This window comes from Salmonella sp. SAL04202 (genome assembly GCF_046550775.1).
Taxonomy (GTDB): Bacteria; Pseudomonadota; Gammaproteobacteria; order Enterobacterales; family Enterobacteriaceae; genus Salmonella; species Salmonella enterica.
This window is the reverse complement of the sequence record NZ_JBGDXK010000001.1, coordinates 585,826-612,406: the sequence shown is the minus strand read 5'-3', so window position 1 is coordinate 612,406 and position 26,581 is coordinate 585,826. Positions and strand designations below refer to the sequence as shown.

Sequence of the window (26,581 nt, the reverse complement as noted above, 5' to 3'; positions counted from 1 at the left end):
TACTTAGTGTTTTGCATCTCTTTTCTCACTGGAGGAGTCATGCGGTGGACCCTGTTCATCCTTTTTTGTCTACTGGGCGCGCCTGCCCATGCGGTCGCCATACCCGGCGTGACCACAGGGACATCAACCAGCCAGCAAGCAGCGCCAGAGCCCAGTCCTGAACAAAAAAAAGCGGCCTATGCGGCCCTGGCTGACGTACTGGAGAACGAGGCTTCACGTAACGAATTGATAGCGCAACTCCGCGAAGCATCAACCACGCCGCCGACCGAGCCGGCGCCAGCGCTTGCGCCGCCTGCGGCCAAAGATGAGAAAACGGTACTGGAGAACGTCACCACCGTTACCCGTCAGTACGGCGATGCTTTCGCTACCCGTTTCGCCCAGCTTTATCGCAACATCACCGATGCGCCGCACAAACCGTTTAACTCGCAAACCTTCACCAACGCGTTAACCCACTTTTTATTTCTGGCCGTCGCGGTATTTGGTTTTTATAGCGTGATACGGCTTTGCGCCCTGCCGTTATATCGAAAAATGGGCCTGTGGGCGCGCAAGAAAAACCGTGAACGCAGCAACTGGTTACAGCTCCCGGCGATGATCGTCGGCGCGTTTATTATCGACCTGCTGCTACTGGCGCTCACCTTATTTATCGGTCAGATGCTCAGTGATAATTTCCATGCGGGAAGTCGAACTATCGCTTTTCAGCAAAGCCTGTTCCTGAATGCCTTCGCGCTGATAGAGTTCTTTAAAGCGATTCTGCGGCTTATTTTTTGCCCTAATGTACCGGAATTACGCCCATTCGCGATTCAGGATGCGACAGCGCGTTACTGGAATCGCCGTATGAGTTCCCTTAGCAGTTTGATTGGCTACGGGCTAATTGTTGCCGTTCCGATTATTTCCAACCAGGTGAATGTTCAGGTTGGCGCGATGGCTAATGTGGCGATCATGCTCTGCATCACCATCTGGGCGCTGTACCTGATCTTTAAAAACAAAGCGGAGATTACGCAACATTTATTAAGTCTGGCGGAACGATCATTAGCCTTTTTTAGCCTGTTTATCCGCGCCTTTGCGCTGGTGTGGCACTGGCTGGCCAGCGCTTACTTTATCGTGCTGTTTTTCTTCTCGTTATTCGACCCAGGCAATAGCCTGAAGTTTATGATGGGCGCGACCGTGCGCAGTCTGGCGATTATTGGCATCGCGGCGTTTATCTCCGGTATGTTTACCCGCTGGATAGCGAAAACCATCACCCTGTCGCCCCATACGCAGCGCAATTACCCGGAATTACAAAAGCGGCTTAACGGCTGGCTCTCCTCGGCGCTAAAAGTCGCACGCTTTTTGACCGTCTGCGTCGCCGTTATGCTGTTGCTCAACGCCTGGGGATTATTCGATTTCTGGCACTGGCTACATTATGGCGCGGGGGAAAAGATGGTCGATATCCTCATCCGTATCGCGTTAATCTTATTCTTCTCCGCCGTGGGATGGACGATTCTCGCCAGTCTGATTGAGAATCGCCTGGCCTCCGATATTCATGGCCGCCCGCTACCCAGCGCCCGCACGCGCACGCTGCTGACGCTGTTCCGCAATGCGCTGGCAGTGATTATCAGTACCATAACCATCATGATCGTGTTATCGGAAATCGGCGTCAATATCGCGCCATTGCTGGCTGGCGCGGGCGCGTTAGGTCTGGCTATCTCTTTCGGTTCGCAAACCCTGGTGAAAGATATTATCACCGGCGTCTTTATTCAGTTTGAAAACGGGATGAATACCGGCGACTTAGTCACCATAGGCCCGCTGACGGGGACGGTCGAAAGAATGTCGATTCGTTCCGTCGGCGTGCGGCAGGATACCGGGGCATACCATATTATCCCGTGGTCCTCGATCACCACTTTCGCCAACTTTGTGCGCGGTATCGGCTCTGTTGTCGCCAACTATGACGTGGATCGCCATGAGGATGCGGATAAAGCGAATCAGGCGCTGAAAGACGCGGTAACGGCGCTGATGGAGACGGAGGATATTCGCGGGCTGATTATCGGCGAACCCACGTTCGCCGGTATTGTCGGTTTAACGAACACGGCGTTTACTTTACGCGTGTCGTTCACCACGCTACCGCTCAAGCAGTGGACGGTGCGTTTTGCCCTTGATAGCCAGGTGAAAAAGCATTTTGATCTGGCTAATGTGCGCGCGCCGGTGCAAACGTATCAGGTTCTGCCCGCCCCCGTCGGCGGCCCGTCGCCTGATTCGCTGCCGCCGCGCGAACCGACGATTTAGCGTTTACGGGTGATAAAACGGCGACGCTGGTCGTCATCCATAAAGGTCCAGGCAATAAAGCGGCTTTGCTTTTGCCCCTGGGCCATCTCTTTTTTCACCACTTTCACCGCGCCAGCCTCCGTCAACGCCCGGTAAAGCGGCGGTAAATTCTCGCCGCGCGACACCAACGTCGTAAACCACAACACCTGACGGCGGAAGGATTGGCTTTCAGCAATCATTTTTTTAATAAAGGCGACTTCGCCGCCTTCGCACCATAGCTCCTGCTGTTGACCGCCAAAGTTCAGCGCATCATCTTTATTCTGCCCCAAATTGCGGCGCTTACGCTCGCTGCCCGCGCGGGCTGCGGCGGCGGAGTCGTGAAAAGGCGGGTTACAAAGCGTTGCGTCATAAAATTCATTTTTATGAATAATACCGGTAAAAATGGCCGCCGGATCTTTTTGCCGACGCAGACGAATGGCGCGGCTTAACCCCGTATTAGCCTGAATGATAGCCTGCGCGCTGGACATCGCTGCGTCGCTGACTTCACTACCGGTAAATCGCCAGCCATATTCATGGACGCCGATAAGCGGATAAATACAATTGGCGCCCACGCCCACGTCCAGAATAGTTGCCTGTGCCGGAATACTCCCTGTCGTTTCGCCAAGCAGATCCGCCAGATGATGGATATAATCCGCACGACCAGGCACCGGCGGACATAAAAACCCTGGCGGAATGTCCCAGTGTGTGACGGCATAAAAATGCGCCAGCAATGCCTTATTGAGCGCTTTTACCGCTTGCGGATTAGCAAAATCAACGCTCTGTTCACCGGCGGGCGTGCGGATAAGAAAGGACGTCAATTCCGGCGTGGTCTGACACAGTGCGGCGAGATCATAACGGTGTTGATGGCGGTTGCGCGGGTGTAACCCCGGTTTCTGGGCGGACATGGCATTCTCCTTTTAGCAGCGGCGTAAGATACCCGTATAACGCCACGGGGTAAATATACCACCGCGAATTCCCTGCCTCGCTCGTTTGATCGGCTCTCTGAATGACATTGGCTCTGCTCATGGTCTGAAAAGGCCGCGCGATGCGATTTTTTCGCCTGACGGCGCTACACTTAACCTCAGGTACCCTAAAATCAGGAGAGCGTGATGGCATCCGGCTGGGCAAATGACGACGCAGTGAATGAACAAATCAACAATACCATTGAAGATGCCGTTGCCCGCGCTCGCGGCGAACTTCCCCACGGCGAAAGTCGCGATGAATGCGAATCTTGCGGCGATCCTATCCCTGAAGCGCGGCGTAAAGCCGTGCCGGGCGTTCGGTTATGCATAGCCTGCCAACAGGAGAAAGATTTACATAACGCAACATTTTCAGGATATAATCGTAGAGGTTCAAAAGACAGCCAGTTACGCTGACTTTTCTTTACCGAAACCGCCAGTATTATCCATTCCTTTACGCTCATGCTTTTTAGCGTTCTGCGTCGCAGAATGTGCCGTTAACCTCGACTCTGTAAAGCCAGATGACAAGAAAGGTAAATTCAACCGTTGAATTAATTAATAATCAATAGGTTATTTGTCATTCAAAAATTTTGAGCAAGGCAGTCAATTCTATTCGATTTTATCTTTCGCAAAAAACCGTGATACTCATCACATCGACGGAACATCGTCCCATAAACAGAATAACCTGCGAGAGATTAATCATGAAAACCATTAAATATGCTGTTGCAGCCATCGCGCTTTCCACCCTTTCTTTTGGCGCTTTTGCCGCAGAACCGGTTAGCGCGTCTCAGACGCAAAACCTGCATAAAATCGGCGTAGTGTCTGCCGATGGCGCCACCACGCTGGATGGCCTTGAAGCTAAACTGGCTGAAAAAGCCGCCGCTGCTGGCGCAAGCGCTTATAACATCACCTCCGCCGTAGGTAACGACAAAATGAGCGGCACTGCGGTGATTTATAAATAATTTACCTGCCCGCCAGATTTCAGGCTGTAACATCGCTGTTGTTTGAATTCTGACGGGTATTACCCTCGTCTGTTTGCCAACAGACCCACTGCTCCAACCCTCATTAACCCTGTTTGTTACCCTTATTTGCCCGTCCGCCACTGGACGGGCTTTTTTTATTCGCTAAAAGCCTGTTCGACGCGCGCAATCCCGTCTTCTAACGTCGCCGCCTCTCCCGTCGCAACCAGACAACAGGCCATTTGCGTTTTTAATGATTGCGGCACCGGCTCGCGGCCGGCAAGGCAGCGCTCAATCCAGCGCGCGGTGATTTCAGGATCTTTAGTCGCAGGCAGTGAAAGCGGCTCGTCGTGCGTGTCGCTCTGACGCTCATGCAGTACCTGCACGCCGCGGCTATCAATCAGGCTGATTTGCGGACAGCGTTGCGGGTTGGCATAGACTTCGCCTTCGGTACCATGCATCAGCAAAGCCCGCCCGCCAATGCGGCTAAAAAAGGTCGCCACACGCGGGACATATTCAGGATGAGAAACGCTTGATAAACGCAGCGCGGCATCCTCAGCAAATGGCGTCGCCAGCTTGGCCAGTGAATGCGCGCTGTTGCGCACGCCCATCCGCCAGCGCATCGCCAGTTGTTTTTCCAGCGGCGGGCAGAGCGCGCTCACCGGGATAAACACCGGCTGGCGCCCGTCCAGTTTGGCCTGCGCTTGTCCGCCGTGTAGGGTGGGGACAATCCCCATCAGCTCAAATATTGTTTCCGTCAGTACGCGGGTCGGATCTTCACTGACGCCGTGTACTACAACTGGAAAGCCCAATTTATGCAGCAGGATAGCCAGCAACGGCGTTAAATTCGCCTGTTTACGCGCGCCGTTATAGCTGGGAATAATGACCGGCAACGGCCTATCTGCGGGCGGTGTCAGTTTGATGGTATGATTCTGCATGGCTTCATAAAAGCCCAGCATTTCGGCTTCGCCTTCGCCTTTAATACGCAGCGCCATCAATATACTGCCCATCTCCAGGTCGGGGACGTCGCCATTCAGCATTCGGGTATACAAACCGCGCGCGGTATCCAGATCCAGATCGCGGGCGTGATTTTTACCTCGCCCGATCTCTTTGATGATCTTGCGATAATCCATTGAAAGCTCCTTGAAGTGTGCTCACAGCATTAACGCCGTCGGCGGCGTGCAGGTTTTGCTTTTGGTTTTACTATAACGTCTGGCACGGCAGGCTGCTCTATCGGAAAAACAGGTAAGGCATTCAGTAAACGCTGTCCGTAGTTTTTGGTCAACAAACGCTTATCATAAATGACCACTTCTCCCCGACAGGCATGGCTACGGATCAATCGCCCTACCTGCTGAATTAAATTAAAAGACGCGCTTGGTAAACTTTGTACCTCAAACGGATAACGATTCAGGCTTTTTAGCCATTCGCCTTCGGTGATCACGACCGGGCTGTCGATCGGCGGGAAGGCAATTTTATGGATATGGACCTGCGTCAGCAGCTCGCCTTTAAGATCCAGCCCTTCGGCAAAAGACTGAAGCCCAACCAGCACGCTACGTTCGCCGCTCTCCACCCGTTTACGGTGCAGCTCCACCAGCCGGTAACGCGGCTGGTCGCCCTGGACCAGGAGGAGTAAGCGCACATCAGCGACATGCTCCAGAAAACGCTGCATCGCCCGCCCGCTGGCGAACAGTACCAGCATACCATGATGTTTTTTGCTCTCCAGTTGCTCACGAAAATAGGCCGCCATTTCGGCAATATGCTGCTCTTCGTTATCAATGGTGGGTTCGTAGCGCATTTGAGGAATCACCAGTTTCCCCTGTTCCACATGATTAAACGGCGAATCCAGCGCCACAAAGCGGTCGCCGGCTTTTTCTTTTAAGCCGCTCATTTCCTGCAGGCGCGAAAAGCTATTGAGCGAGCGCAGTGTCGCCGAGGTGACAATAATGTGCGGTACGCTGCGCCATAACAATCTTTCCAGCTGATCGCTGACGCGGATACCGACACAATGGAACCAGACGTGGAGTTGCCCTTCGCGTATTTCACGCGTCGCCCATTTGGACACCGGCGCGCCTGAAGACTGCGCCATCGAAGCCAGCCGCCATAATTTACTTTGCGCCTCGAACATTCCCAGCGCCCGGTTCATCTGTAAAATCACCCGATGCAAACGCACAATATCGTGCGACCCGGTTTTTTCGCTGAGATCGTTGAGAAAGGATTCCGCCAGCCCACGCAGCGTCTCGGTCAGCTTCGCCAGTCGCTGGCAGATTTCCATGACCTCATCAGGCAACTCGCCCATTGCAAAACGGTGCTCCGCCTCCTGCGCTGCGGGCATATACAGATTAAGAATGGCATTGAGCGAGGCGATCAGTTCGTATACCTCCTCGCAATGGGCGTTAAGTCGCTCAGGATTCGCTAACGGCGGCGTGGTCTTAGGGCGAAATTGCTCCATGCAGGTCGCCACCAGTTTGCTGAACAGATCCAGTTGCAAGCGATACCAGGAGGCGGTAATTTCCGCGCTCATCTCCAGCGCATCGCGAGCGACATCGGGCAGATGATGACCTTCATCCAGTACCAACAGCAGATGCTTTGGTTCCGGCAGTACGGCTTCACTTTCCATCGCCGCCATTACCAGCGCGTGATTCGCCACCACGACTTCCGCTTCCTGTATTTCACGTCGGGCGACAAAGAATGGACATTCGCGGTAATAGTGACAGTTGCGGTTCAGACAACTGGCTTTATCGGTACTTAATCGCCGCCACAGATCGTCGTCAATAGCAATGTCGGTATGATCCCGCAGACCATCCCATTTGTAACCGTCAAGATCCCCTTTCAGCCTGGCGCAGCGCTTTTGCTCTTCCTGGTTGTTAGGCGTCAGTTCGTCATCAAGAAAGGCGAGCAGATCCTGCTGCGTAGGCTCGCTACTGGCGAGCGCCGCCAGATTTCGCGGACACACGTAACGCCCGCGGCCAAAGGCGGCGGTAAAGCGCAGATCGGGGATGATTTTTCGTAGCAGCGGCAAATCTTTGCTAAAGATCTGATCCTGTAACGCCACGTTAGCGGTACTGACCACCAGTGTTTTTTGCTCTTCCCGGGCAATGGCGATACCGGGAATAAGATAGGAGAGGGTTTTCCCGACGCCGGTCGGCGCTTCAATAGCCAGATGTCTCCCTTCTTCCCCGGCCAGCGTTCTGGCGACGTCAGCAATCATCTGCCGCTGCGGCGCACGGGGAATAAAGTCGGGAATCTGTTCCTGAAGCGCCTTATACCAGGCGGCGATTTGCGCTTTCAGCGCAGCGGTCAATGCCATGAGAAAACCTGAAGTACTGTATAAACAGCCACTATTGTGGCACATTTCAGGGGCGGGAAGTACCTTTTTTGCCGGTTCTGGAAGGCGGCTCGCAACGCGATGTGTATTTTGCCGGATGACGGTGCAAGCACCTTATCCGGCCTACGTATTTGCATAGTCCGTAGGCCCGGTAAGCGTCGCGCTACCGGGCATGTTGCCGGATAAAATTTACTGGGCAGGCGTGATTCTGCGCGGGCGACGCGGCGGACGTGCTTTGTCGCCCGCGGGTTTCCCCTCGCCTGTGCGCGGTTTTGGTTTCGCCTTCGCTGCCCCGCTATCCTGACGTCGCGGCTGCTGACTGCGCCCCGCTCCCCCCTGATTTTGTCCGCGTCCACGACCGCCGCCGCCGCCGCGCTGCTGACGGCCATTCTGAATCGGCTCCGCTTTAATCGACGGATCCGGCTCATAGCCCGGCGTCGTAATGCGTGGGATCTCTTTTTTCAGCAACTTTTCGATATCACGCAACAATTTATGTTCGTCAACACAGACCAGCGACAGCGCCTCGCCAGTTGCCGCCGCGCGACCGGTACGGCCAATACGGTGTACATAATCTTCCGGCACGTTCGGCAGTTCATAGTTGACCACGTGCGGCAGCTCTTCAATATCCAGACCACGCGCCGCAATATCCGTCGCTACCAGCACGCGAATATCGCCGGATTTAAAATCGGCCAGCGCGCGGGTACGTGCGCCCTGCGATTTATTACCGTGGATCGCCGCGCTGCGAATACCGTCTTTATTAAGCTGTTCCGCCAGATGGTTCGCGCCATGCTTGGTGCGGGTGAAGACCAACACCTGCTGCCAGTTGCCCTGGCCAATCATCTGCGACAGCAGTTCGCGCTTACGTTTTTTATCGACAAAGTGCACGTGCTGCGTTACCTGCTCTGAGGCCGTGTTGCGGCGCGCCACTTCGATTTCCAGCGGGTTGCGCAACAGCTTTTCGGCAAGCGCTTTGATGTCGTCGGAGAACGTGGCGGAGAACAGCAGATTCTGACGCTTCGCCGGCAGTTTCGCCAGCACGCGACGAATGTCGTGAATGAAGCCCATATCCAGCATACGGTCGGCTTCATCCAGTACCAGAATCTCAATCTGATCCAGCTTCACGGCATTTTGATGTTCCAGGTCGAGCAGACGTCCCGGCGTCGCCACCAGCACATCCACGCCGCCGCGCAGTTTCATCATCTGCGGATTGATGCTTACGCCGCCAAATACCACCAGCGAGCGAATATTGAGATATTTACTGTAATCTCTGACGTTTTCGCCAATTTGCGCCGCCAGCTCGCGGGTTGGCGTGAGGATCAACGCGCGCACCGGGCGACGACCTTTAGCGTGCGGCTGATGGGTAATCAGATGCTGCAACAATGGCAGGGTAAAACCCGCCGTTTTACCGGTTCCGGTCTGAGCGCTGGCCATCAGATCGCGGCCTTCCAGCACGGCGGGAATCGCCTGTTGCTGAATAGGGGTAGGTTCACGGTAACCCTGCTCGGCAATGGCGCGCAGGATATCAGGGTTTAATCCCAGGGAATCAAAAGACATAACTACTCCGGACCGCCCCGACCGTTGCCGGTGTAGTTTTCAGGGAGATGCTCAAATTTGGAATGACAAAAACCACAATGTCATGAAGGGGCGGAGTGTAGCAGTTTTTGTGATGCGGCGCATAAATTATCCTTACGGTGAGCCGCGGGGAAAATGACGCCCCGCGGCGGGGATCCATGCGTTATTGTTCAGCAAACGCCTCGCCGTAGAAACTTGCCAGCAGCAGTTGGCGCAGTTCCGATACCAGCGGATAACGCGGGTTAGCGCCGGTGCACTGGTCATCGAAGGCATCTTCAGACAGTTTGTCAACGTGTGCCAGGAAGTCAGCTTCCTGTACGCCTGCTTCACGGATAGACTTAGGAATACCCAGCTCAGCTTTAATGCTTTCCAGCCATGCCAGCAGTTTTTCAATCTTAGCGGCGGTGTGGTCGCCCGGCGCGCTCAGGCCCAGGTGGTCAGCAATTTCAGCGTAACGACGGCGTGCCTGCGGACGATCGTACTGGCTGAAAGCGGTCTGCTTGGTCGGGTTGTCATTCGCGTTGTAGCGGATAACGTTACAAATCAGCAGGGCGTTCGCCAGACCGTGCGGAATGTGGAACTGAGAGCCCAGTTTGTGCGCCATGGAGTGACATACACCGAGGAAGGCGTTGGCAAACGCGATACCGGCGATAGTCGCTGCACTGTGAACACGTTCACGCGCAACCGGGTTTCTAGACCCTTCGTGGTAAGACGTCGGCAGGTTTTCTTTCAGCAGTTTCAGGGCCTGCAGAGCCTGACCGTCAGAGAACTCAGAAGCCAGTACGGAAACGTAAGCTTCCAGGGCGTGAGTTACCGCATCCAGACCACCGAACGCACACAGGGACTTCGGCATATCCATCACCAGGTTGGCATCGACAATCGCCATATCCGGGGTCAGGGCATAGTCAGCCAGCGGATATTTCTGACCGGTTGCATCGTCGGTCACAACCGCAAACGGTGTGACTTCAGAACCGGTACCGGAAGTGGTGGTGACGGCGATCATTTTCGCTTTCACGCCCATTTTCGGGAACTTGTAGATACGTTTACGGATGTCCATAAAGCGCAGCGCCAGCTCTTCAAAGTGGGTTTCCGGATGTTCGTACATGACCCACATGATTTTCGCGGCGTCCATCGGGGAACCACCGCCCAGCGCGATGATCACGTCCGGTTTGAAGGAGTTCGCCAGCTCAGCGCCTTTGCGAACAACGGAAAGCGTCGGGTCGGCTTCAACTTCGAAGAAGACTTCGGTTTCAACGCCAGCCGCTTTCAGCACAGAGGTGATCTGGTCTGCGTAGCCGTTGTTGAACAGGAAGCGGTCAGTCACGATGAGCGCACGTTTGTGGCCATCGGTAATCACTTCATCCAGCGCGATGGGCAAAGAGCCACGGCGGAAGTAGATAGATTTCGGAAGTTTGTGCCACAACATGTTTTCAGCTCGCTTAGCAACGGTTTTCTTGTTGATCAGGTGTTTCGGACCAACGTTTTCAGAGATGGAGTTACCACCCCAGGAACCACAACCCAACGTCAGGGAAGGTGCGAGTTTGAAGTTGTACAGGTCACCGATACCCCCCTGAGAGGCCGGGGTGTTGATCAGGATACGCGCGGTTTTCATCATCTGACCGAAGTAAGCAACGCGTTCTGGCTGGTTATCCTGGTCAGTGTACAGGCAGGAGGTATGACCGATACCGCCCATTGCGACCAGTTGCTCCGCTTTATCTACCGCATCGGCAAAATCTTTTGCTCGGTACATGGCGAGCGTCGGAGAGAGTTTTTCGTGAGCGAAAGGCTCAGAGACGTCCGTTGCACTCACCTCCCCTATCAGAACCTTGCTGTTTTCAGGCACAAAAATGCCGGCAATCTCTGCGATTGTAGCCGCTGACTGGCCGACAATTGCCGCGTTCAGCGCCCCATTTTTGAGCAATACTCCGCCTACAGCTTTCCTCTCTTTTTTATTCAGAATCACCGCGCCGCATTTCGCAAAACGCTCGCGAACGGCATCATAGACGGAATCAACAACGACAACAGACTGTTCAGAAGCACAGATTACGCCGTTATCGAAAGTTTTCGACATCAGGATTGACGCCACAGCGCGTTTAATGTCAGCAGTTTCATCAATCACTACCGGAGTGTTACCTGCGCCTACGCCGATAGCCGGTTTGCCGGAGCTGTATGCTGCTTTAACCATGCCTGGACCACCCGTCGCGAGGATCAGGTTAATATCCGGGTGGTGCATCAATGCGTTAGACAGTTCTACGGAAGGTTGATCGATCCAGCCAATCAGATCTTTCGGCGCGCCGGCAGCGATAGCCGCTTGCAGAACGATGTCTGCCGCTTTGTTGGTTGCCTCTTTAGCGCGCGGATGCGGAGAAAAGATGATGGCGTTACGCGTTTTCAGGCTAATCAGCGACTTGAAAATCGCGGTAGAGGTCGGGTTGGTTGTCGGAACGATGCCGCAAATAATACCGACAGGTTCAGCAATCGTAATGGTCCCGAAAGTGTCGTCTTCTGACAGCACGCCGCAGGTCTTTTCATCTTTATAGGCGTTATAGATATATTCGGAAGCGAAGTGGTTTTTAATCACTTTGTCTTCCACGATGCCCATACCAGACTCGGCGACCGCCATTTTGGCCAGCGGAATGCGGGCATCAGCGGCGGCCAGAGCGGCGGCGCGGAAGATTTTGTCTACCTGTTGTTGCGTGAAACTCGCGTACTGACGCTGGGCTTTTTTGACGCGCGCAACCAGCGCGTTTAATTCTTCAATGGAATTAATCGACATGGAAACCTCGAACGAAAACAGAGAAGCGCCGCCGCAGAACGCGGCGGCGAAAGTCATTAACGCAGACGATGCTTAATTTTTTCTACCATCATCGCGGTGGAGATGCCGTAGCGATCGTGCAGCGTCGGCAGCGCGCCGGCCAGCAGGAATTCGTCAGGCAAACCAACGGTATCCAGCTCACAGCGTACGCCCTTACGCATCAGCAGCGCGGCAACCGCCTCCCCTAACCCGCCGACCGAGGTATGGTTTTCCGCGGTCATCACCAGGCGACCGGGCTTCGACGCCTGCTCAATAATCGCTTTTTCATCAAGTGGCTTGATTGTCGGCACGTGCAGTACGGCCACGCTGATATTATCGGCGCGTAGCTTTTCAACCGCCTCCAGAGCACGCATGGTCATCAGCCCGGAAGAGATAATCAGCACATCATTGCCGTCCTCCAGCAGTTTCGCCTTGCCCAGCTCAAACTGATAGTCGTACTTATCCAGCACCAGCGGCACCTTACCGCGCAGCAGGCGCATATACACCGGGCCGTTATGGTCAGCAATTGCCGGTACCGCCTGCTCTATCTCCAGCGCATCGCAAGGATCGACGATAACCATGCCGGGAATGCCGCGCATAATCGCCAGATCTTCGGTTGCCTGGTGGCTTGGGCCATAACCCGTCGTCAGGCCCGGCAGCGCTGCACAGATCTTCACGTTCAGATGCTCTTCGGCGATCACCTGATGGATAAAATCATAGGCGCGACGGGTGGCAAACGCAGCGTAGGTGGTAGCGAAGGGAATAAATCCCTCTTTCGCCATGCCCCCCGCCGCGCCCATCAGCAGCTGTTCCGCCATTCCCATCTGGAAAAAGCGATCCGGGAAAGCCTGGGCGAAAATATGTAGATCGGTATATTTTGACAGGTCCGCGGTCATACCGACGATTTCCGGGCGCTGCGCCGCCAGTTTTGACAGCGCGACGCCAAACGGCGCAGGGATCGTCGCCTGGCCTTCATCGGCGATAGAAGCAATCATCGCGGACGTTTTTAAACGTGGTTTACTCTGGCTCATTACAGCACTCCTTCCGGTTTGTTAGCGTCCAGCACCGCAATCGCTTTTTGCCACTCGTCAGCATCGACGCGAATAAAATGGTTCTTATCGCGGGTTTCGAGGAACGGCACTCCTTTACCCATCAACGTGTCGCAGAGAATGACCCGCGGCTGGTTGCCGGTATGACTTTTCGCGTTGTCGAAGGCGGCAATCACCGCGGCCAGATCGTTACCGTCCACGCGCTGTACATACCAGCCGAAAGCGGCCCATTTTTCATGCAGCGGCTCAAAGCCGAGGATTTTGCGCGAATCGCCGTCCGCCTGCTGTTTGTTGACATCAACGATGTTAATCAAGTTAGTCAGGCCATAGTGGGCTGCCGACATCGCCGCTTCCCAGGTTGAACCTTCGTCCAGCTCCCCATCCGACATAGAGTTATAAACCCAGGACGTGCTGCTCTTTTGCTTCAGCCCGAGCGCCATTCCTACGGCAATGGACAGCCCCTGCCCCAGCGAACCACCGGACATCTCCATCCCCGGCGTGTAGGTCGCCATCCCCGACATCGGCAGGCGGCTGTCGTCGGAACCGTAGGTTTCCAGCTCCTCTTCCGGGATAATTCCCGCTTCCAGCAGCGCCGCATAGTAGGCGATAGCGTAATGGCCGTGAGAAAGCAGGAAGCGGTCGCGCCCTTCCCACTCAGGGTCTTCCGGACGGTAGGTCATCGCGTGGCTGAACGCGGTTGCCAGCACATCGGCATAGCCCAGAGCCTGGCCGATATAGCCCTGTCCCTGAACTTCCCCCATTTGCAGGGCGTAGCGGCGGATGCGCCACGCCGCCGCGGCGACTTTTTGTGATTCGGTCATCTTCATCTCATTGCCTCGCTTAGTGAATTAACATGCCGCCGTTAACATCCAGGGTGATACCGGTGGAGTAGGACGCGAGATCGCTTCCCAGGAACAGCGCGGCGCGCGCGATGTCTACCGCATCGCCCAGGCGGTTCATCGGGATCCCGGCAAGGATGTTGGCCGTCATTTCATCGGTCAGCTTACCGGCGGTGATGTCGGTCTGAATCAGCCCCGGAGTGATGCAGTTTACGCGGACGTTATCGGGGCCAAGCTCACGCGCCATCGCCCGCGCCAGACCGAGCACGCCGGCTTTTGCCGCGCTGTAGTGCGGGCCGCCGAAGATACCGCCGCCGCGCTGGGCGGAAACGGAGGAGATGCAGACAATGCTGCCGGATTTTTGCGCTCTCATGACCGGGATAACCGCCTGTGACATCAACAGCGTGCCGCGCAGGCTGACGTCAAGCACCGCGTCATAATTAGCGCGCTTAATGTCCATTAGCTTCAGCGGCTGAGTAATACCGGCGTTATTCACCAGTACATCGACCCGACCATATTTAGCCATGATCTGTTCAATTGCCGCCTGAACCTGAACTTCGTCAGCGACGTTTGCCGCCAGCCCGAGATGACCTTCGCCTAATGCCGCAGCCGCGGCTTCACTGGCTTCGCCATTGAGGTCGATAATGACCACTTTAGCGCCGTTTTCAGCAAATAATTTCGCGGTAGCAAAACCCAAACCGCGTGCGGAGGCCGCGCCAGTAATAATGGCGACTTTATCTTTTAATAACATATTTTCACTCCATGACATTACGTCATATTAATTAACAGGATATATTTCCGTTATTGTGGCTCATCGAGAAAGAGAATAACCACCAGACCAATTGCTGCGCAGATACCGAAATAGGTAAATACAGAATTAAAGCTGCCGGTCTTATCAAGTAAAAAACCCGCAGCCATCGGAGCGACAAACCCGCCGAGGTTGCCGCCGCTATTGATAATAGAAGAGGCAATGGGATAAGTTTTCGTGTCCGAAACCGCCATACCGTATGCTGTGAATGCGGGCCAGCCAATATTCAGGCATAAACCGACGAAGAATAACCCAACACATACCGCCCAGGTGCTTGCCGGAATATTCAGCATAATTAACATCATGACCACGGTAGAAATAGCGGTAAACATCATCGTTGGCTTACGACGACGGCCTAATACTTTATCCGAAATCCATCCGCCGCCAATCGCGCCAATAAACCCACCGATGCACGGCATACTGGCTACAAACCCCATACTCATGACATCAAAACCGCGCTCTTTTACTAAATAGAGCGGAATCCAGGTTAATAAGCCGTACAGCACGCTAACCATCATAAAATAGGCCAGGCAGTCACCGAGGATATTTTTGGAGGTGAATAATCCTTTTGCCGTATCGATAGGCGCCATTTTTTTCACCCGAATAATTTTATCCAGCAAAGTGAAACGATCGGCAATTAATATATTTTCCCGTACGGTGTTTTTATGGATATCACGCCCGGCATTAATCTCCTCCAGCTCACTTTGCGAAACAAATCCGCTCTCTGAAGGTTTTGACTTAACCAGTAAATACCAGGCAATCGCCGCCACGATCCCCGGGATCGCAAAGGAGAAAAAGACCCACCGCCAGCCCCAGGTGACCGCAATCCACACCGCCAACGGCGGCACGATAATCGGCGCAAACATGGTGGCCGCGATATAAACGCCGGTTGCCGTGGCTTTCTCTTTCGGCGGAAACCAGTTATTAATGGTTGAAGCCAGACCCACCGGGCATGGTCCTTCGCTAAGCCCCAGTCCCAGTCGCACCATCTTCAGGCTAAACACCGAACTTACCGTGCCCATCAGCCAGGTGAAAGCGGAAAAGCCGAAAATTGATAGTGAAACTAACCCCCGCGTGCCGCGTTTGGCGATAAAAAAACCTGCCGGGATCTGGCTTACCGCGTAGCCAAGGAAAAACATACTGGCGATGGCCCCGGCTTCAAAGTTGTTGATATGAAACTCATCAATGATAAACGGCAGCACCGCGCCGATATTGGTTCTGTCGGCGTAATTTATTGCATACACCAGGAAAATCATCGTCAAAACCACCAAACGATATTTTGTCTTCCTGGCGTCAGTACAGACTACAGTATCTATACGTGACATAGGGTATCCTCATTATTGTTTATACCCTTCATACTTCAAGTTGCTTATGTGTTGGCTACGCTCGCTCACCCCAGTCACATAGTTATCTATGCTCCTGGGGACTCACTCCCTTGCCGCCTTTAAGCAACTCGAATTATTTTGGGTATATGTTTTTTTCGCGAACCTTACCGCATCGCGCCTTGTTATCAGGCCTGTGGTTGCAATATAACAATCCCCAAAAGAAACGGTATTCAAAAAACCTCAATTATGAATGAGGAAAATTTGCTTCGTGACTGGATTCAAATTATTGTCGAATCAGCTTGACCGACAGAAATGGCAGATAAAACTGTTAACTTCATCACGAATTACCCCATAACTTATTTTTCGCCTATGTTAAGCTGACCAGGTATTAGGGGAGTAACCGCTGAATTTACTTCCTGGGGTAATAAAATTGGGCGATCATCATTCCATTCACCGGAGATAATCATGAACCAGCCACTACAGAATAAAAGCTTGCCTGTGCCATCTTTACGCAATATCCAGGCATTCATTGAAGTGGCTGATACCAACAGCCTGAATCTGGCAGCTGAAAATCTCAATGTTACGGCCTCTGCGGTAAGCCATCAGATAGCCAGTCTGGAACAGTATCTGGGAAAGAAACTTTTTTCGCGCAGCAGTAAAGGCGTCGTATTGACCGCGATTGGTGAAAAATATTTAAAAGAGGTTTCGGGGGCGTTAAACATTATTGGACAGGCTACCAACCAGGTCATAAATGATATTCACCAGGATTATTTACGCATACATTCAGCACCGAGTTTTGGATTGCTATGGTTGATGCCCCGTCTGAATAAATTTCGCCAGGCCTGGCCTGAGCTTAAAATTAGCCTGACCTGTTCTTACGAAAGTATTCAGTTCTCCCGTGATAATATCGATATCGATATCCGCCACGGCCTTTCACAATGGCCGACGCTGGTCGTCAAAACCATAAAAAATGAACGTATGCTCCCCTATACATCATCGACTTATTTAGCGAGTCATAGCATTCAAAACATTGAAGATTTACTGGGTTGCGATCTTATTCATTCAGATAGCACGCTGATCAACTGGAGCAACTGGCTGTCCTGGCATAAGGTTCGCGGCTGGAATAAAAACTTTATTTTTAATTTTGACCGTTCCTATATGAGCATTGAGGCTGCACGTATGGGCATGGGTATTATTCTTGAAAGCAATTTACTGGCTGGACAAAGCGTTAGCCAACGCCACCTGGCGCCCGTTTTTACGACTGACGTGAGTATGCCGGTTAACGCTCACCACTTCGTTTTGCCACACCACAATGAACAAAAAGAGAAAGTGAGGATATTCTTTAATTGGGTTTCCAAAGAGCTAAGCCGCGAAGGATTTCAGATCTAATAGCTGGCGGTAGACAAACCTGAAATGTGCGCCTAAAGTTAATCAATCGATTGATTAAAAATTAGGGCGTGTGATGAATATTCCCACCACGACCACCAAGGGCGAGCAGGCGAAAAGTCAGCTCATTGCCGCCGCGCTGGCGCAGTTTGGCGAGTATGGCCTCCATGCCACCACGCGCGATATCGCCGCGCTGGCGGGGCAAAATATTGCCGCCATTACTTACTATTTCGGCTCAAAAGAGGATTTATACCTCGCCTGCGCCCAGTGGATTGCCGATTTTCTTGGCGAAAAATTTCGCCCGCATGCTGAAAAAGCGGAGCGTCTGTTTAGCCAGCCTGCCCCTGACCGGGACGCCATACGCGAACTCATTCTGCTCGCCTGCAAGAACATGATTATGCTGCTGACGCAGGAAGACACCGTTAACCTGAGCAAATTTATTTCACGCGAGCAGCTCTCTCCCACGTCGGCCTATCAATTGGTCCATGAACAGGTTATCGATCCGTTGCACACCCATCTGACAAGATTGGTTGCCGCTTATACCGGCTGCGACGCCAATGATACGCGCATGATTTTGCATACCCATGCCTTACTGGGCGAAGTGCTGGCGTTCCGTCTCGGCAAAGAAACTATTCTGTTACGTACCGGCTGGCCGCAGTTTGATGAAGAAAAAGCGGAGCTGATTTACCAGACGGTAACCTGCCACATCGATCTTATTCTGCACGGTTTAACGCAAAGGAGTCTGGACTGATGAAAAAACCTGTCGTTATCGGACTGGCAATCGCAGCGATCGTCGCTGTGATTGCCGGTGGAACCTGGTGGTATCAAAGTCGGCAGGACGATGGGCTGACGCTATACGGTAATGTCGATATCCGTACCGTCAATATCAGCTTTCGCGTCGGCGGCAGGCTGGCGTCGCTGAATGTTGATGAAGGCGATGCCATCAAAGCCGGACAGGTGCTCGGCGAACTGGATCACGCGCCATACGAAAACGCGCTAATGCAGGCGAAAGCTGGCGTGTCGGTCGCGCAGGCGCAATATGATTTGATGCTGGCAGGCTATCGCGATGAAGAGATAGCCCAGGCCGCCGCCGCCGTCAGACAGGCACAAGCCGCTTATGACTACGCGCAAAACTTTTATAACCGTCAGCAAGGATTGTGGAAAAGCCGCACCATTTCCGCTAACGATCTGGAAAACGCCCGCTCATCGCGCGATCAGGCGCAGGCGACGCTGAAGTCCGCGCAGGATAAACTGAGCCAGTACCGTACCGGTAATCGTGAACAGGATATCGCCCAGGCGAAAGCCAGCCTGGAACAGGCAAAGGCCCAACTGGCGCAGGCGCAGCTTGATTTGCAGGACACTACGCTTATCGCACCTGCCAACGGAACCTTGCTCACCCGCGCGGTCGAGCCTGGCAGTATGCTGAACGCTGGCAGCACGGTATTAACGCTCTCGCTGACCCGCCCCGTCTGGGTGCGCGCCTATGTCGATGAACGCAACCTCAGTCAGACGCAACCGGGGCGCGACATTCTGTTGTATACCGACGGTCGTCCTGACAAACCTTACCACGGCAAGATTGGTTTCGTTTCGCCCACCGCGGAATTTACGCCGAAAACCGTCGAAACGCCGGATCTGCGTACCGATCTTGTCTATCGCCTGCGCATTATCGTCACCGATGCGGACGATGCGTTACGCCAGGGGATGCCAGTCACGGTGAAATTTAATGACGAGGCACGGCATGAGTGAGGCCGTTATTACGCTGCACGGTCTGACGAAACGCTTTGCGGGAATGGATAAACCCGCCGTCGCGCCGCTCGACTGTACCATTCATTCCGGTTATGTCACCGGGCTGGTAGGGCCGGACGGCGCAGGAAAAACCACGCTGATGCGTATGCTGGCGGGCCTGCTCAAAGCCGATGGCGGCAGCGCGTCAGTATTGGGCTTCGACCCGATACAAAACGACAGCGAGCTGCACGCGGTTCTGGGCTATATGCCGCAGAAATTCGGTCTGTATGAAGATCTTACCGTCATGGAGAACCTTAATCTCTATGCCGATTTGCGCAGCGTTACCGGCGAGATACGGGAAAAGACCTTTGCCCGTTTGTTGGAATTTACCGCCCTCGGCCCTTTCACTGGCCGTCTGGCAGGAAAATTGTCCGGCGGGATGAAGCAAAAACTGGGGCTGGCCTGTACGCTGGTCGGCGAACCGAAAGTGCTGCTGTTGGATGAACCGGGCGTTGGCGTTGACCCGATTTCACGGCGCGAGTTGTGGCAAATGGTCCACGAACTGGCGGGCGACGGGATGCTGATTTTATGGAGTACCTCCTATCTGGATGAAGCCGAACAGTGTCGCGATGTGCTGCTGATGAATGAAGGCGAGCTGCTCTATCAGGGCGAACCTAAAGCGCTGACGCAAACGATGGCCGGACGTAGCTTTCTGATGAGCAGTCCACAGGAAAACAACCGTAAGTTACTACAGAGAGCGCTCAGACTGCCGCAGGTGAGCGACGGCATGATTCAGGGACGTTCGGTACGCCTGATCCTGAAAAAAGAGGCGACCGCAGCAGATATTCGTCAGGCCGAAGGGATGCCGGAAATCACCCTCAATGAGACCGCGCCGCGTTTCGAAGATGCGTTTATCGATCTGCTTGGCGGAGCGGGAACCTCGGAGTCTCCGCTGGGTTCAATCCTGCATACGGTTGAAGGCACTGCCGGCGAAACGGTGATTGAAGCGCAGGAACTGACGAAAAAATTTGGCGATTTCGCGGCCACGGACCATGTTAATTTCGTCGTACAGCGCGGCGAGATTTTTGGCCTGCTCGGCCCGAACGGCGCGGGTAAATCAACCACCTTTAAAATGATGTGCGGCCTGCTGGTGCCGACGTCCGGCAAGGCGCTGGTGCTGGATATGGATCTGAAAGTCAGCTCCGGCAAAGCCCGTCAGCATCTGGGCTATATGGCGCAAAAATTTTCGCTTTACGGCAACCTGACGGTTGAGCAGAACCTGCGTTTTTTCTCCGGCGTCTACGGTTTGCGGGGCCGCGCGCAAAATGAAAAAATTCAGCGCATGAGTGAAGCGTTTGGTCTGAAAAGCATCGCGTCACATCCCACCGATGCGCTACCGCTGGGCTTTAAACAGCGACTGGCGCTGGCCTGCTCGCTGATGCACGAACCGGATATTTTATTCCTTGATGAACCAACGTCCGGGGTTGATCCCCTCACCCGCCGTGAATTTTGGCTGCACATTAATAGCATGGTGGAAAAAGGGGTCACGGTAATGGTGACGACCCACTTTATGGATGAGGCGGAATATTGCGATCGCATCGGACTGGTTTATCGCGGGAAGCTTATCGCCAGCGGTACGCCGGACGATCTCAAAGCGCAGGCCGCCGATGAGCAACAGGCCGATCCGACGATGGAGCAGGCCTTTATCACTCTCATCAATGACTGGGATAAGGAGCATACGCATGAGTAAGTCTCTCTCCTGGCGCCGCGTGCGTGCGTTGTGCGTCAAAGAGACGCGCCAGATCGTGCGCGATCCCAGTAGCTGGCTGATTGCGGTGGTGATCCCGCTGCTGTTGCTGTTTATTTTTGGTTACGGCATTAACCTCGACTCCAGCAAGCTGCGGGTGGGGATTCTGCTTGAACAACAAAGCCAGGAGGCGCTGGATTTCACTCATGCGATGACCGGTTCACCCTATATCGACGCGACCATTAGCGATAACCGCCATGAATTAATTGAAAAAATGCAGGCCGGACGCATTCGCGGACTGGTGGTGATTCCGGTGGATTTCGCGCAGCAAATGGCGCGCGACGGTGACAGCGCGCCAATTCAGGTGATTACCGACGGCAGCGAGCCAAACACCGCCAACTTCGTTCAGGGTTATGTGGAAGGCATCTGGCAAATCTGGCAACAGCAGCGGGCGGAAGATCGCGGCGACACCTTTGAACCGCTCATCGACGTCCAGACGCGCTACTGGTTTAACCCGGCGGCGATCAGTCAGCATTTTATCATTCCCGGGGCGGTGACCATTATCATGACGGTAATTGGCGCAATCCTCACCTCGCTGGTCGTTGCCCGCGAATGGGAGCGCGGCACGATGGAGGCGCTGCTCTCAACCGAAGTGACGCGTGTTGAACTGCTGCTGTGTAAGCTTATTCCCTATTACTTTCTCGGTATGCTGGCGATGCTGCTCTGTATGCTGGTATCGGTGTTTATTCTCGGCGTGCCGTATCGCGGTTCGCTGGTGATTCTGTTTATCATCACCAGTCTGTTTTTACTGAGTACGCTGGGGATGGGGCTGTTGATTTCCACCATTACTCGCAACCAGTTTAACGCCGCGCAGGTGGCGCTGAACGCCGCCTTTTTACCCTCGATTATGCTGTCCGGATTTATCTTCCAGATAGACAGTATGCCTGCGGTGATCCGCGCGGTGACCTATATTATTCCGGCGCGCTATTTTGTCAGCACCCTGCAAAGTCTGTTTCTGGCCGGCAATATTCCGGTCGTGTTAGGCGTTAACGTACTGTTTTTAATCGCCTCGGCGGTGATGTTTATTGGCCTGACGTGGCTAAAAACCAAACGACGACTGGATTAAATATGTGTATGGATAATTGTCGTCGTAGGCCGGATAAGGCGTTCACGCCGCCATCCGGCATTATGCCTGATGCGCTTTGCTTATCAGGCCTACAAACTGGACTGAGAGGACGGATATGTTTCATCGTTTATGGACGTTAATTCGCAAAGAACTGCAATCGCTTTTACGCGAACCGCAAACGCGTGCGATCCTGATTCTGCCGGTGCTGATTCAGGTCATCCTGTTTCCGTTCGCCGCGACGCTTGAAGTCACTAACGCGACTATCGCCATCTATAACGAAGATAACGGCAAACATTCGGTAGAACTTACCCAGCGCTTTGCCCGCGCGAAAGCGTTTACCCATGTGCTATTGCTGAACAGTCCGCAGGAGATCCAGCCGACTATCGATACGCAAAAAGCGCTGCTACTGGTACGCTTCCCGGCGGATTTCTCGCGGAATCTGGATACCTTCCAGCCTGCGCCGATGCAACTCATTCTTGATGGACGTAACTCCAACAGCGCGCAAATCGCCGCCAATTATCTGCAACAGATCGTCAAGGAGTATCAGCAGACATTGATGGACGGCAAGCCAAAGCCCAACAATAGCGAACTGGTGGTACGTAACTGGTATAACCCGAATCTGGACTACAAGTGGTTTGTGGTGCCCTCGCTGATCGCCATGATCACCACTATTGGCGTGATGATCGTCACTTCGCTGTCCGTCGCCCGCGAGCGTGAACAAGGCACTCTGGATCAGCTGCTGGTCTCTCCGCTCACCACCTGGCAGATTTTCGTTGGTAAAGCGGTGCCGGCGCTGATTGTCGCGACCTTCCAGGCCACGATCGTGCTGGCTATCGGCATTTGGGCATACCAAATTCCCTTCGCCGGTTCGTTAGCGCTGTTTTATTTCACGATGGTGATTTACGGGCTGTCGCTGGTAGGCTTTGGCTTGCTGATATCATCGCTTTGCGCCACGCAACAGCAGGCGTTTATCGGCGTCTTTGTCTTTATGATGCCGGCGATTTTGCTCTCGGGTTATGTCTCGCCGGTGGAAAACATGCCGGTCTGGCTGCAAAACCTGACGTGGATAAACCCTATCCGCCACTTTACTGATATTACCAAGCAAATTTATCTTAAGGATGCGAGTCTGGGAATTGTCTGGGGAAGTTTGTGGCCGCTACTGGTGATAGCGGCCACCACGGGGTCAGCGGCGTATGCGATGTTTAGACGCAAAGTGATGTAGCTTTTTATCTTTCGCCAGTAGCGAGACCACGGCGGGCCCGGCCAGGATAGCCAGCCCCGCCAGCGCCAGCAAGACATTGTTTTGCAATACGCGGGATAGCAGCCAGAGGACAATCAGCGCGGTGCCGAAGTACCAGGTGGTAGTCAGCTCTTCCAGCACATCCGCCACATCGCGCCAGCGTTGCTCATGATGGCGCTGCAACGCCAGCATCAGCAGTACCGTCACGCCATAAAGCACGCATAATCCCAGGCCGACGCGCACTAATGTGCCGCTCATCCAGCCTATTACCAGCATCGCCACTACCAGTAAATGCAACATAATCTGCCAACAACCGAGGCCGGTTGCGACACGAACGCGTTGTTGCCACTTCATGGCTTTTCTCCTGAAGCATTTTTCTCTCATTATTCAGAGTACCGAACTTTACGGAAAATTCCGTAAGACCGCATCTTTTTGTGACGACGACTACACTATTTCAATCAGGATAGTGACGCGGACAGGAAGAAAATGACTCAACACACGCGAAATTTTTCATTCAAAGTGCTCACAATTAATACGCACAAAGGTTTTACCGCCTTTAATAAACGCTTCATCCTGCCGGAGCTGCGCGACGCCGTCAGAACGGTCGGCGCCGATATCGTCTGTCTGCAAGAAGTGATGGGCGCGCATGAAGTACATCCGCTGCATATCGAAAACTGGCCGGACACTACCCACTATGAATTTTTGGCCGACACCATGTGGAGCGATTTCGCCTATGGCCGCAATGCGGTCTATCCGGAAGGCCACCACGGTAACGCGGTTCTTTCTCGCTATCCCATTGAACATTATGAAAATCGCGACGTCTCGGTCGGCGGTAGCGAAAAACGCGGCGTGCTCTATTGCCGCATTACGCCGCCCATGCTCAACCGCCCTATCCACGTCATGTGCGTACATCTCGGCCTGCGGGAGAGCCACCGCCAGGCGCAGTTAACCATGCTGGCAGGATGGGTGAATGCCTTGCCGGAATCAGAACCGGTGCTGGTGGCCGGAGACTTTAATGACTGGCGGCAAAAGGCCGGCCCGCCGTTAAACGCGGCCGGGCTGGAGGAGATATTCACCCGTGCCCATGGCCGACCGGCGCGCACATTCCCGGTGAGTATGCCGCTGCTGCGACTCGATCGTATTTACGTCAAGAATGCGAACGCCAGTTCTCCTACGGCGCTGCCGCTGCGGAACTGGCGACATTTATCAGACCATGCCCCCCTTAGCGCGGAGATCCATCTATGAAATGCGGCTGGCGTGAAGGTAATCAAATTCAGCTACTGGAAAACGGCGACCAGTTCTATCCTGCCGTGTTTGAAGCCATCGCTCAGGCACAGCAAAAAATCATTCTGGAAACCTTTATCTTATTTGAAGATGAGGTGGGTAAAAAACTCCATGCCGCTCTGCTAAAAGCCGCACAGCGCGGCGTAAAAGCCGAAGTATTACTCGACGGCTACGGCTCTCCCGATCTCAGCGACGCGTTTGTCGGCGAATTAACCTCGGCGGGCGTGATTTTTCGCTATTACGACCCCCGCCCGCGTCTACTGGGGTTGCGAACCAATATCTTCCGCCGAATGCACCGCAAAATTGTGGTGATTGATGATCGTATTGCCTTTGTCGGCGGCATTAACTACTCCGCCGAACATATGTCGGATTACGGCCCGCAGGCGAAACAAGACTACGCGGTACGGGTCGAAGGGCCTGTTGTGGCCGATATCCTGCAATTCGAAGTCGAGAATCTGCCGGGGCAAAGCCCCGCGCGCCGCTGGTGGAAGCGCCATCACCAGGCAGAAGAAAACCGTCACCCCGGCGAAGCGCAGGCGCTGTTTGTCTGGCGGGATAACGAAGAGCACCGCGACGATATCGAACGTCATTATCTGAAAATGCTGACCCAGGCAAAGCGTGAAGTGATTATCGCTAACGCCTATTTTTTCCCCGGCTATCGCTTACTCCACGCAATGCGTAAAGCCGCCCGCCGTGGCGTGAGCGTAAAACTGATTGTCCAGGGGGAACCAGACATGCCGATAGTCAAAGTCGGCGCGCGGTTGCTCTATAACTATCTGGTGAAGGGCGGCGTGCAGGTTTATGAATACCGACGCCGTCCGCTGCATGGCAAAGTGGCGCTGATGGACGATCACTGGGCCACGGTAGGGTCGAGTAATCTCGACCCGCTCAGCCTGTCGCTTAACCTTGAAGCTAATCTGATCATTCACGATCGTACCTTTAACCAGACCCTGCGCGATAATTTACAAGGCATCATCGTGAACGATTGTAAGCAGGTCGATGAGTCTATGCTGCCGAAACGCACCTGGTGGAACCTGACCAAAAGCGTGCTGGCGTTCCACTTTTTACGTCATTTCCCGGCGCTGGTCGGCTGGCTACCTGCGCATACCCCGCATCTGGCGCAGGTTCCCCCGCCTGCCCAGCCAGAAATGGAAACCCAGGATCGCGTTGATCCAGAAAATACAGGAGTGAAGCCCTAATGGCTAAATCGCATCCGCGCTGGCGGCTGGCTAAAAAAGTGCTGACCTGGCTGTTTTTTATTGCGGTCGTCGTTCTGCTGGTGGTTTATGCTAAAAAGGTCGACTGGGGCGATGTCTGGACCGTCATCCGCGACTATAACCGCACGGCGCTTTTAAGCGCTGTGGGACTGGTGATCGTTAGCTATCTTCTGTACGGCTGCTACGACCTGCTTGGACGGCTTTATTGCGGCCATAAACTGGCGAAGCGACAGGTGATGTTGGTATCGTTCGTCTGCTATGCCTTTAACCTGACGCTCAGCACCTGGGTCGGCGGGATCGGGATGCGTTACCGACTATACTCTCGCCTCGGGTTGCCCGGCAGTACTATCACGCGCATTTTCTCACTCAGCATTACCACTAACTGGCTGGGCTATATTCTGCTTGGCGGCATCATTTTTACCTTCGGTGTTGTCCAGCTTCCCGACCACTGGTATATCGATGAAGGCACGCTACGTATTCTCGGTATCGTTTTATTGTTGGTTATCGCGGTCTATCTGTGGTTTTGCGCCTTTGCGAAGCGGCGGCATATGACGATTAAAGGGCAGAAACTGGTGCTGCCGTCATGGAAATTCGCGCTGGCGCAGATGGCGATCTCCAGCGCGAACTGGATGGCGATGGGCGCCATCATCTGGCTGCTGATGGGTCAGGATGTGAACTATTTCTTTGTGCTGGGCGTACTGCTGGTGAGCAGTATCGCGGGCGTCATCGTGCATATTCCGGCAGGCATCGGCGTGCTGGAGGCCGTATTCCTCGCGTTGCTGGCGGGCGAACATACGTCGCAAGGCACGATTATCGCCGCCCTGCTCGCGTACCGTGTGCTTTACTATTTTATTCCCCTGTTGCTGGCGCTGGTGTGCTATCTGATCCTGGAGAGCCGGGCGAAGAAGTTGCGGGCGAAAAACGAGCGGGCGATGGCGAAATGAAT

General features: G+C 54.0%; 22 protein-coding genes. 12 read left to right on the top strand and 10 right to left on the bottom strand.

Translation table 11 applies throughout. The features are described from left to right. Positions 1-39: 39 nt before the first annotated feature. A complete protein-coding gene (gene ybiO / locus ACLJQJ_RS03100; protein WP_001267704.1) occupies positions 40-2,262 on the top strand; it encodes a mechanosensitive channel protein in 2,223 nt (740 codons plus the stop codon). Here the strand turns inward: ybiO and rlmF are convergent. Continuing rightward, the gene (rlmF, locus tag ACLJQJ_RS03095; RefSeq protein ID WP_001275962.1) at positions 2,259-3,185 is read right to left on the bottom strand and encodes a 23S rRNA (adenine(1618)-N(6))-methyltransferase RlmF; all 927 of its coding nucleotides are present in this window, start codon (positions 3,183-3,185) and stop codon (positions 2,259-2,261) included. The genes ybiO and rlmF overlap by 4 nt on opposite strands. 204 nt (positions 3,186-3,389) lie before the next feature. On the opposite strand from rlmF, the gene ACLJQJ_RS03090 reads away from it, so the two are divergent. Together ACLJQJ_RS03090 and ybiJ are read left to right on the top strand one after the other, a co-directional pair. Beyond that, positions 3,390-3,656 carry a DksA/TraR family C4-type zinc finger protein gene (locus ACLJQJ_RS03090; RefSeq protein WP_000146330.1) on the top strand — a complete coding sequence of 89 codons (267 nt, stop codon included), beginning with the start codon at positions 3,390-3,392 and terminating at the stop codon, positions 3,654-3,656. A 284-nt stretch (positions 3,657-3,940) separates the two neighbouring features. Beyond that, positions 3,941-4,201, top strand: coding sequence for a DUF1471 family protein YbiJ (ybiJ, locus tag ACLJQJ_RS03085; RefSeq protein WP_000849089.1), 261 nt, complete (start codon positions 3,941-3,943; stop codon positions 4,199-4,201). 155 nt (positions 4,202-4,356) lie between these two features. Here the strand turns inward: ybiJ and ybiB are convergent, their stop codons facing one another. From ybiB to ACLJQJ_RS03045, 8 genes are all read right to left on the bottom strand, one after another. After that, on the bottom strand, positions 4,357-5,331 hold the full coding sequence (gene ybiB / locus ACLJQJ_RS03080) for a DNA-binding protein YbiB (protein ID WP_063809341.1): 975 nt from the start codon (positions 5,329-5,331) through the stop codon (positions 4,357-4,359). A gap of 29 nt (positions 5,332-5,360) precedes the next feature. Beyond that, positions 5,361-7,505: an ATP-dependent DNA helicase DinG gene (gene dinG, locus ACLJQJ_RS03075; protein ID WP_001218675.1), complete on the bottom strand. Its 2,145-nt coding sequence runs from the start codon at positions 7,503-7,505 to the stop codon at positions 5,361-5,363. Between the two features lie 207 nt (positions 7,506-7,712). After that, entirely contained in the window at positions 7,713-9,077 is a 1,365-nt protein-coding gene (gene rhlE, locus ACLJQJ_RS03070) for an ATP-dependent RNA helicase RhlE (RefSeq protein ID WP_000007059.1), read from the bottom strand. Between the two features lie 181 nt (positions 9,078-9,258). Further along, positions 9,259-11,871 carry a bifunctional acetaldehyde-CoA/alcohol dehydrogenase gene (gene adhE, locus ACLJQJ_RS03065; RefSeq protein ID WP_108679526.1) on the bottom strand — a complete coding sequence of 871 codons (2,613 nt, stop codon included), beginning with the start codon at positions 11,869-11,871 and terminating at the stop codon, positions 9,259-9,261. Between the two features lie 56 nt (positions 11,872-11,927). Further along, positions 11,928-12,920 carry a transketolase family protein gene (locus ACLJQJ_RS03060; RefSeq protein WP_000083414.1) on the bottom strand — a complete coding sequence of 331 codons (993 nt, stop codon included), beginning with the start codon at positions 12,918-12,920 and terminating at the stop codon, positions 11,928-11,930. Continuing rightward, complete coding sequence (locus ACLJQJ_RS03055; protein ID WP_000784292.1) at positions 12,920-13,765, bottom strand: transketolase; 846 nt, start codon at positions 13,763-13,765, stop codon at positions 12,920-12,922. The genes ACLJQJ_RS03060 and ACLJQJ_RS03055 overlap by 1 nt, the downstream gene beginning before the upstream one ends. Before the next feature lie 13 nt (positions 13,766-13,778). Further along, complete coding sequence (locus ACLJQJ_RS03050; protein ID WP_000924697.1) at positions 13,779-14,528, bottom strand: SDR family NAD(P)-dependent oxidoreductase; 750 nt, start codon at positions 14,526-14,528, stop codon at positions 13,779-13,781. A gap of 50 nt (positions 14,529-14,578) precedes the next feature. Beyond that, positions 14,579-15,910 carry an MFS transporter gene (locus tag ACLJQJ_RS03045; RefSeq protein WP_001518324.1) on the bottom strand — a complete coding sequence of 444 codons (1,332 nt, stop codon included), beginning with the start codon at positions 15,908-15,910 and terminating at the stop codon, positions 14,579-14,581. A gap of 465 nt (positions 15,911-16,375) precedes the next feature. Between ACLJQJ_RS03045 and ACLJQJ_RS03040 the strand changes: the two genes are divergently transcribed. The 6 genes from ACLJQJ_RS03040 to ACLJQJ_RS03015 all read left to right on the top strand — a co-directional run bounded on the left by ACLJQJ_RS03040 (position 16,376) and on the right by ACLJQJ_RS03015 (position 23,116). After that, positions 16,376-17,299: a LysR substrate-binding domain-containing protein gene (locus ACLJQJ_RS03040; protein WP_001075547.1), complete on the top strand. Its 924-nt coding sequence runs from the start codon at positions 16,376-16,378 to the stop codon at positions 17,297-17,299. A gap of 73 nt (positions 17,300-17,372) precedes the next feature. Continuing rightward, positions 17,373-18,047 carry a transcriptional regulator CecR gene (gene cecR / locus ACLJQJ_RS03035; protein ID WP_001025254.1) on the top strand — a complete coding sequence of 225 codons (675 nt, stop codon included), beginning with the start codon at positions 17,373-17,375 and terminating at the stop codon, positions 18,045-18,047. Next, positions 18,047-19,042, top strand: coding sequence for a secretion protein HlyD (hlyD, locus tag ACLJQJ_RS03030; RefSeq protein WP_000743431.1), 996 nt, complete (start codon positions 18,047-18,049; stop codon positions 19,040-19,042). The genes cecR and hlyD overlap by 1 nt, the downstream gene beginning before the upstream one ends. Beyond that, complete coding sequence (locus tag ACLJQJ_RS03025; protein ID WP_001287616.1) at positions 19,035-20,771, top strand: ATP-binding cassette domain-containing protein; 1,737 nt, start codon at positions 19,035-19,037, stop codon at positions 20,769-20,771. Before hlyD ends, ACLJQJ_RS03025 begins: the two co-directional genes overlap by 8 nt. Then, entirely contained in the window at positions 20,764-21,894 is a 1,131-nt protein-coding gene (locus tag ACLJQJ_RS03020) for an ABC transporter permease (protein ID WP_000045765.1), read from the top strand. The genes ACLJQJ_RS03025 and ACLJQJ_RS03020 overlap by 8 nt, the downstream gene beginning before the upstream one ends. A 115-nt stretch (positions 21,895-22,009) precedes the next feature. Next, complete coding sequence (locus ACLJQJ_RS03015; protein ID WP_000469050.1) at positions 22,010-23,116, top strand: ABC transporter permease; 1,107 nt, start codon at positions 22,010-22,012, stop codon at positions 23,114-23,116. Here the strand turns inward: ACLJQJ_RS03015 and ACLJQJ_RS03010 are convergent. After that, a complete protein-coding gene (locus ACLJQJ_RS03010; RefSeq protein WP_000871970.1) occupies positions 23,078-23,488 on the bottom strand; it encodes a YbhQ family protein in 411 nt (136 codons plus the stop codon). The genes ACLJQJ_RS03015 and ACLJQJ_RS03010 overlap by 39 nt on opposite strands. 132 nt (positions 23,489-23,620) lie before the next feature. Between ACLJQJ_RS03010 and ACLJQJ_RS03005 the strand changes: the two genes are divergently transcribed. Genes ACLJQJ_RS03005 through ACLJQJ_RS02995 form a run of 3 tightly spaced genes read left to right on the top strand, consistent with a single transcriptional unit; the run spans position 23,621 to position 26,579 of the window. Next, the gene (locus ACLJQJ_RS03005) at positions 23,621-24,379 is read left to right on the top strand and encodes an endonuclease/exonuclease/phosphatase family protein (RefSeq protein WP_000192039.1); all 759 of its coding nucleotides are present in this window, start codon (positions 23,621-23,623) and stop codon (positions 24,377-24,379) included. Then, positions 24,376-25,617 carry a cardiolipin synthase ClsB gene (clsB, locus tag ACLJQJ_RS03000; RefSeq protein ID WP_000649639.1) on the top strand — a complete coding sequence of 414 codons (1,242 nt, stop codon included), beginning with the start codon at positions 24,376-24,378 and terminating at the stop codon, positions 25,615-25,617. Before ACLJQJ_RS03005 ends, clsB begins: the two co-directional genes overlap by 4 nt. Beyond that, positions 25,617-26,579, top strand: a complete 963-nt coding sequence (locus ACLJQJ_RS02995) for a YbhN family protein (protein ID WP_023205688.1) — start codon at positions 25,617-25,619, stop codon at positions 26,577-26,579. Before clsB ends, ACLJQJ_RS02995 begins: the two co-directional genes overlap by 1 nt. Positions 26,580-26,581: the final 2 nt, after the last annotated feature.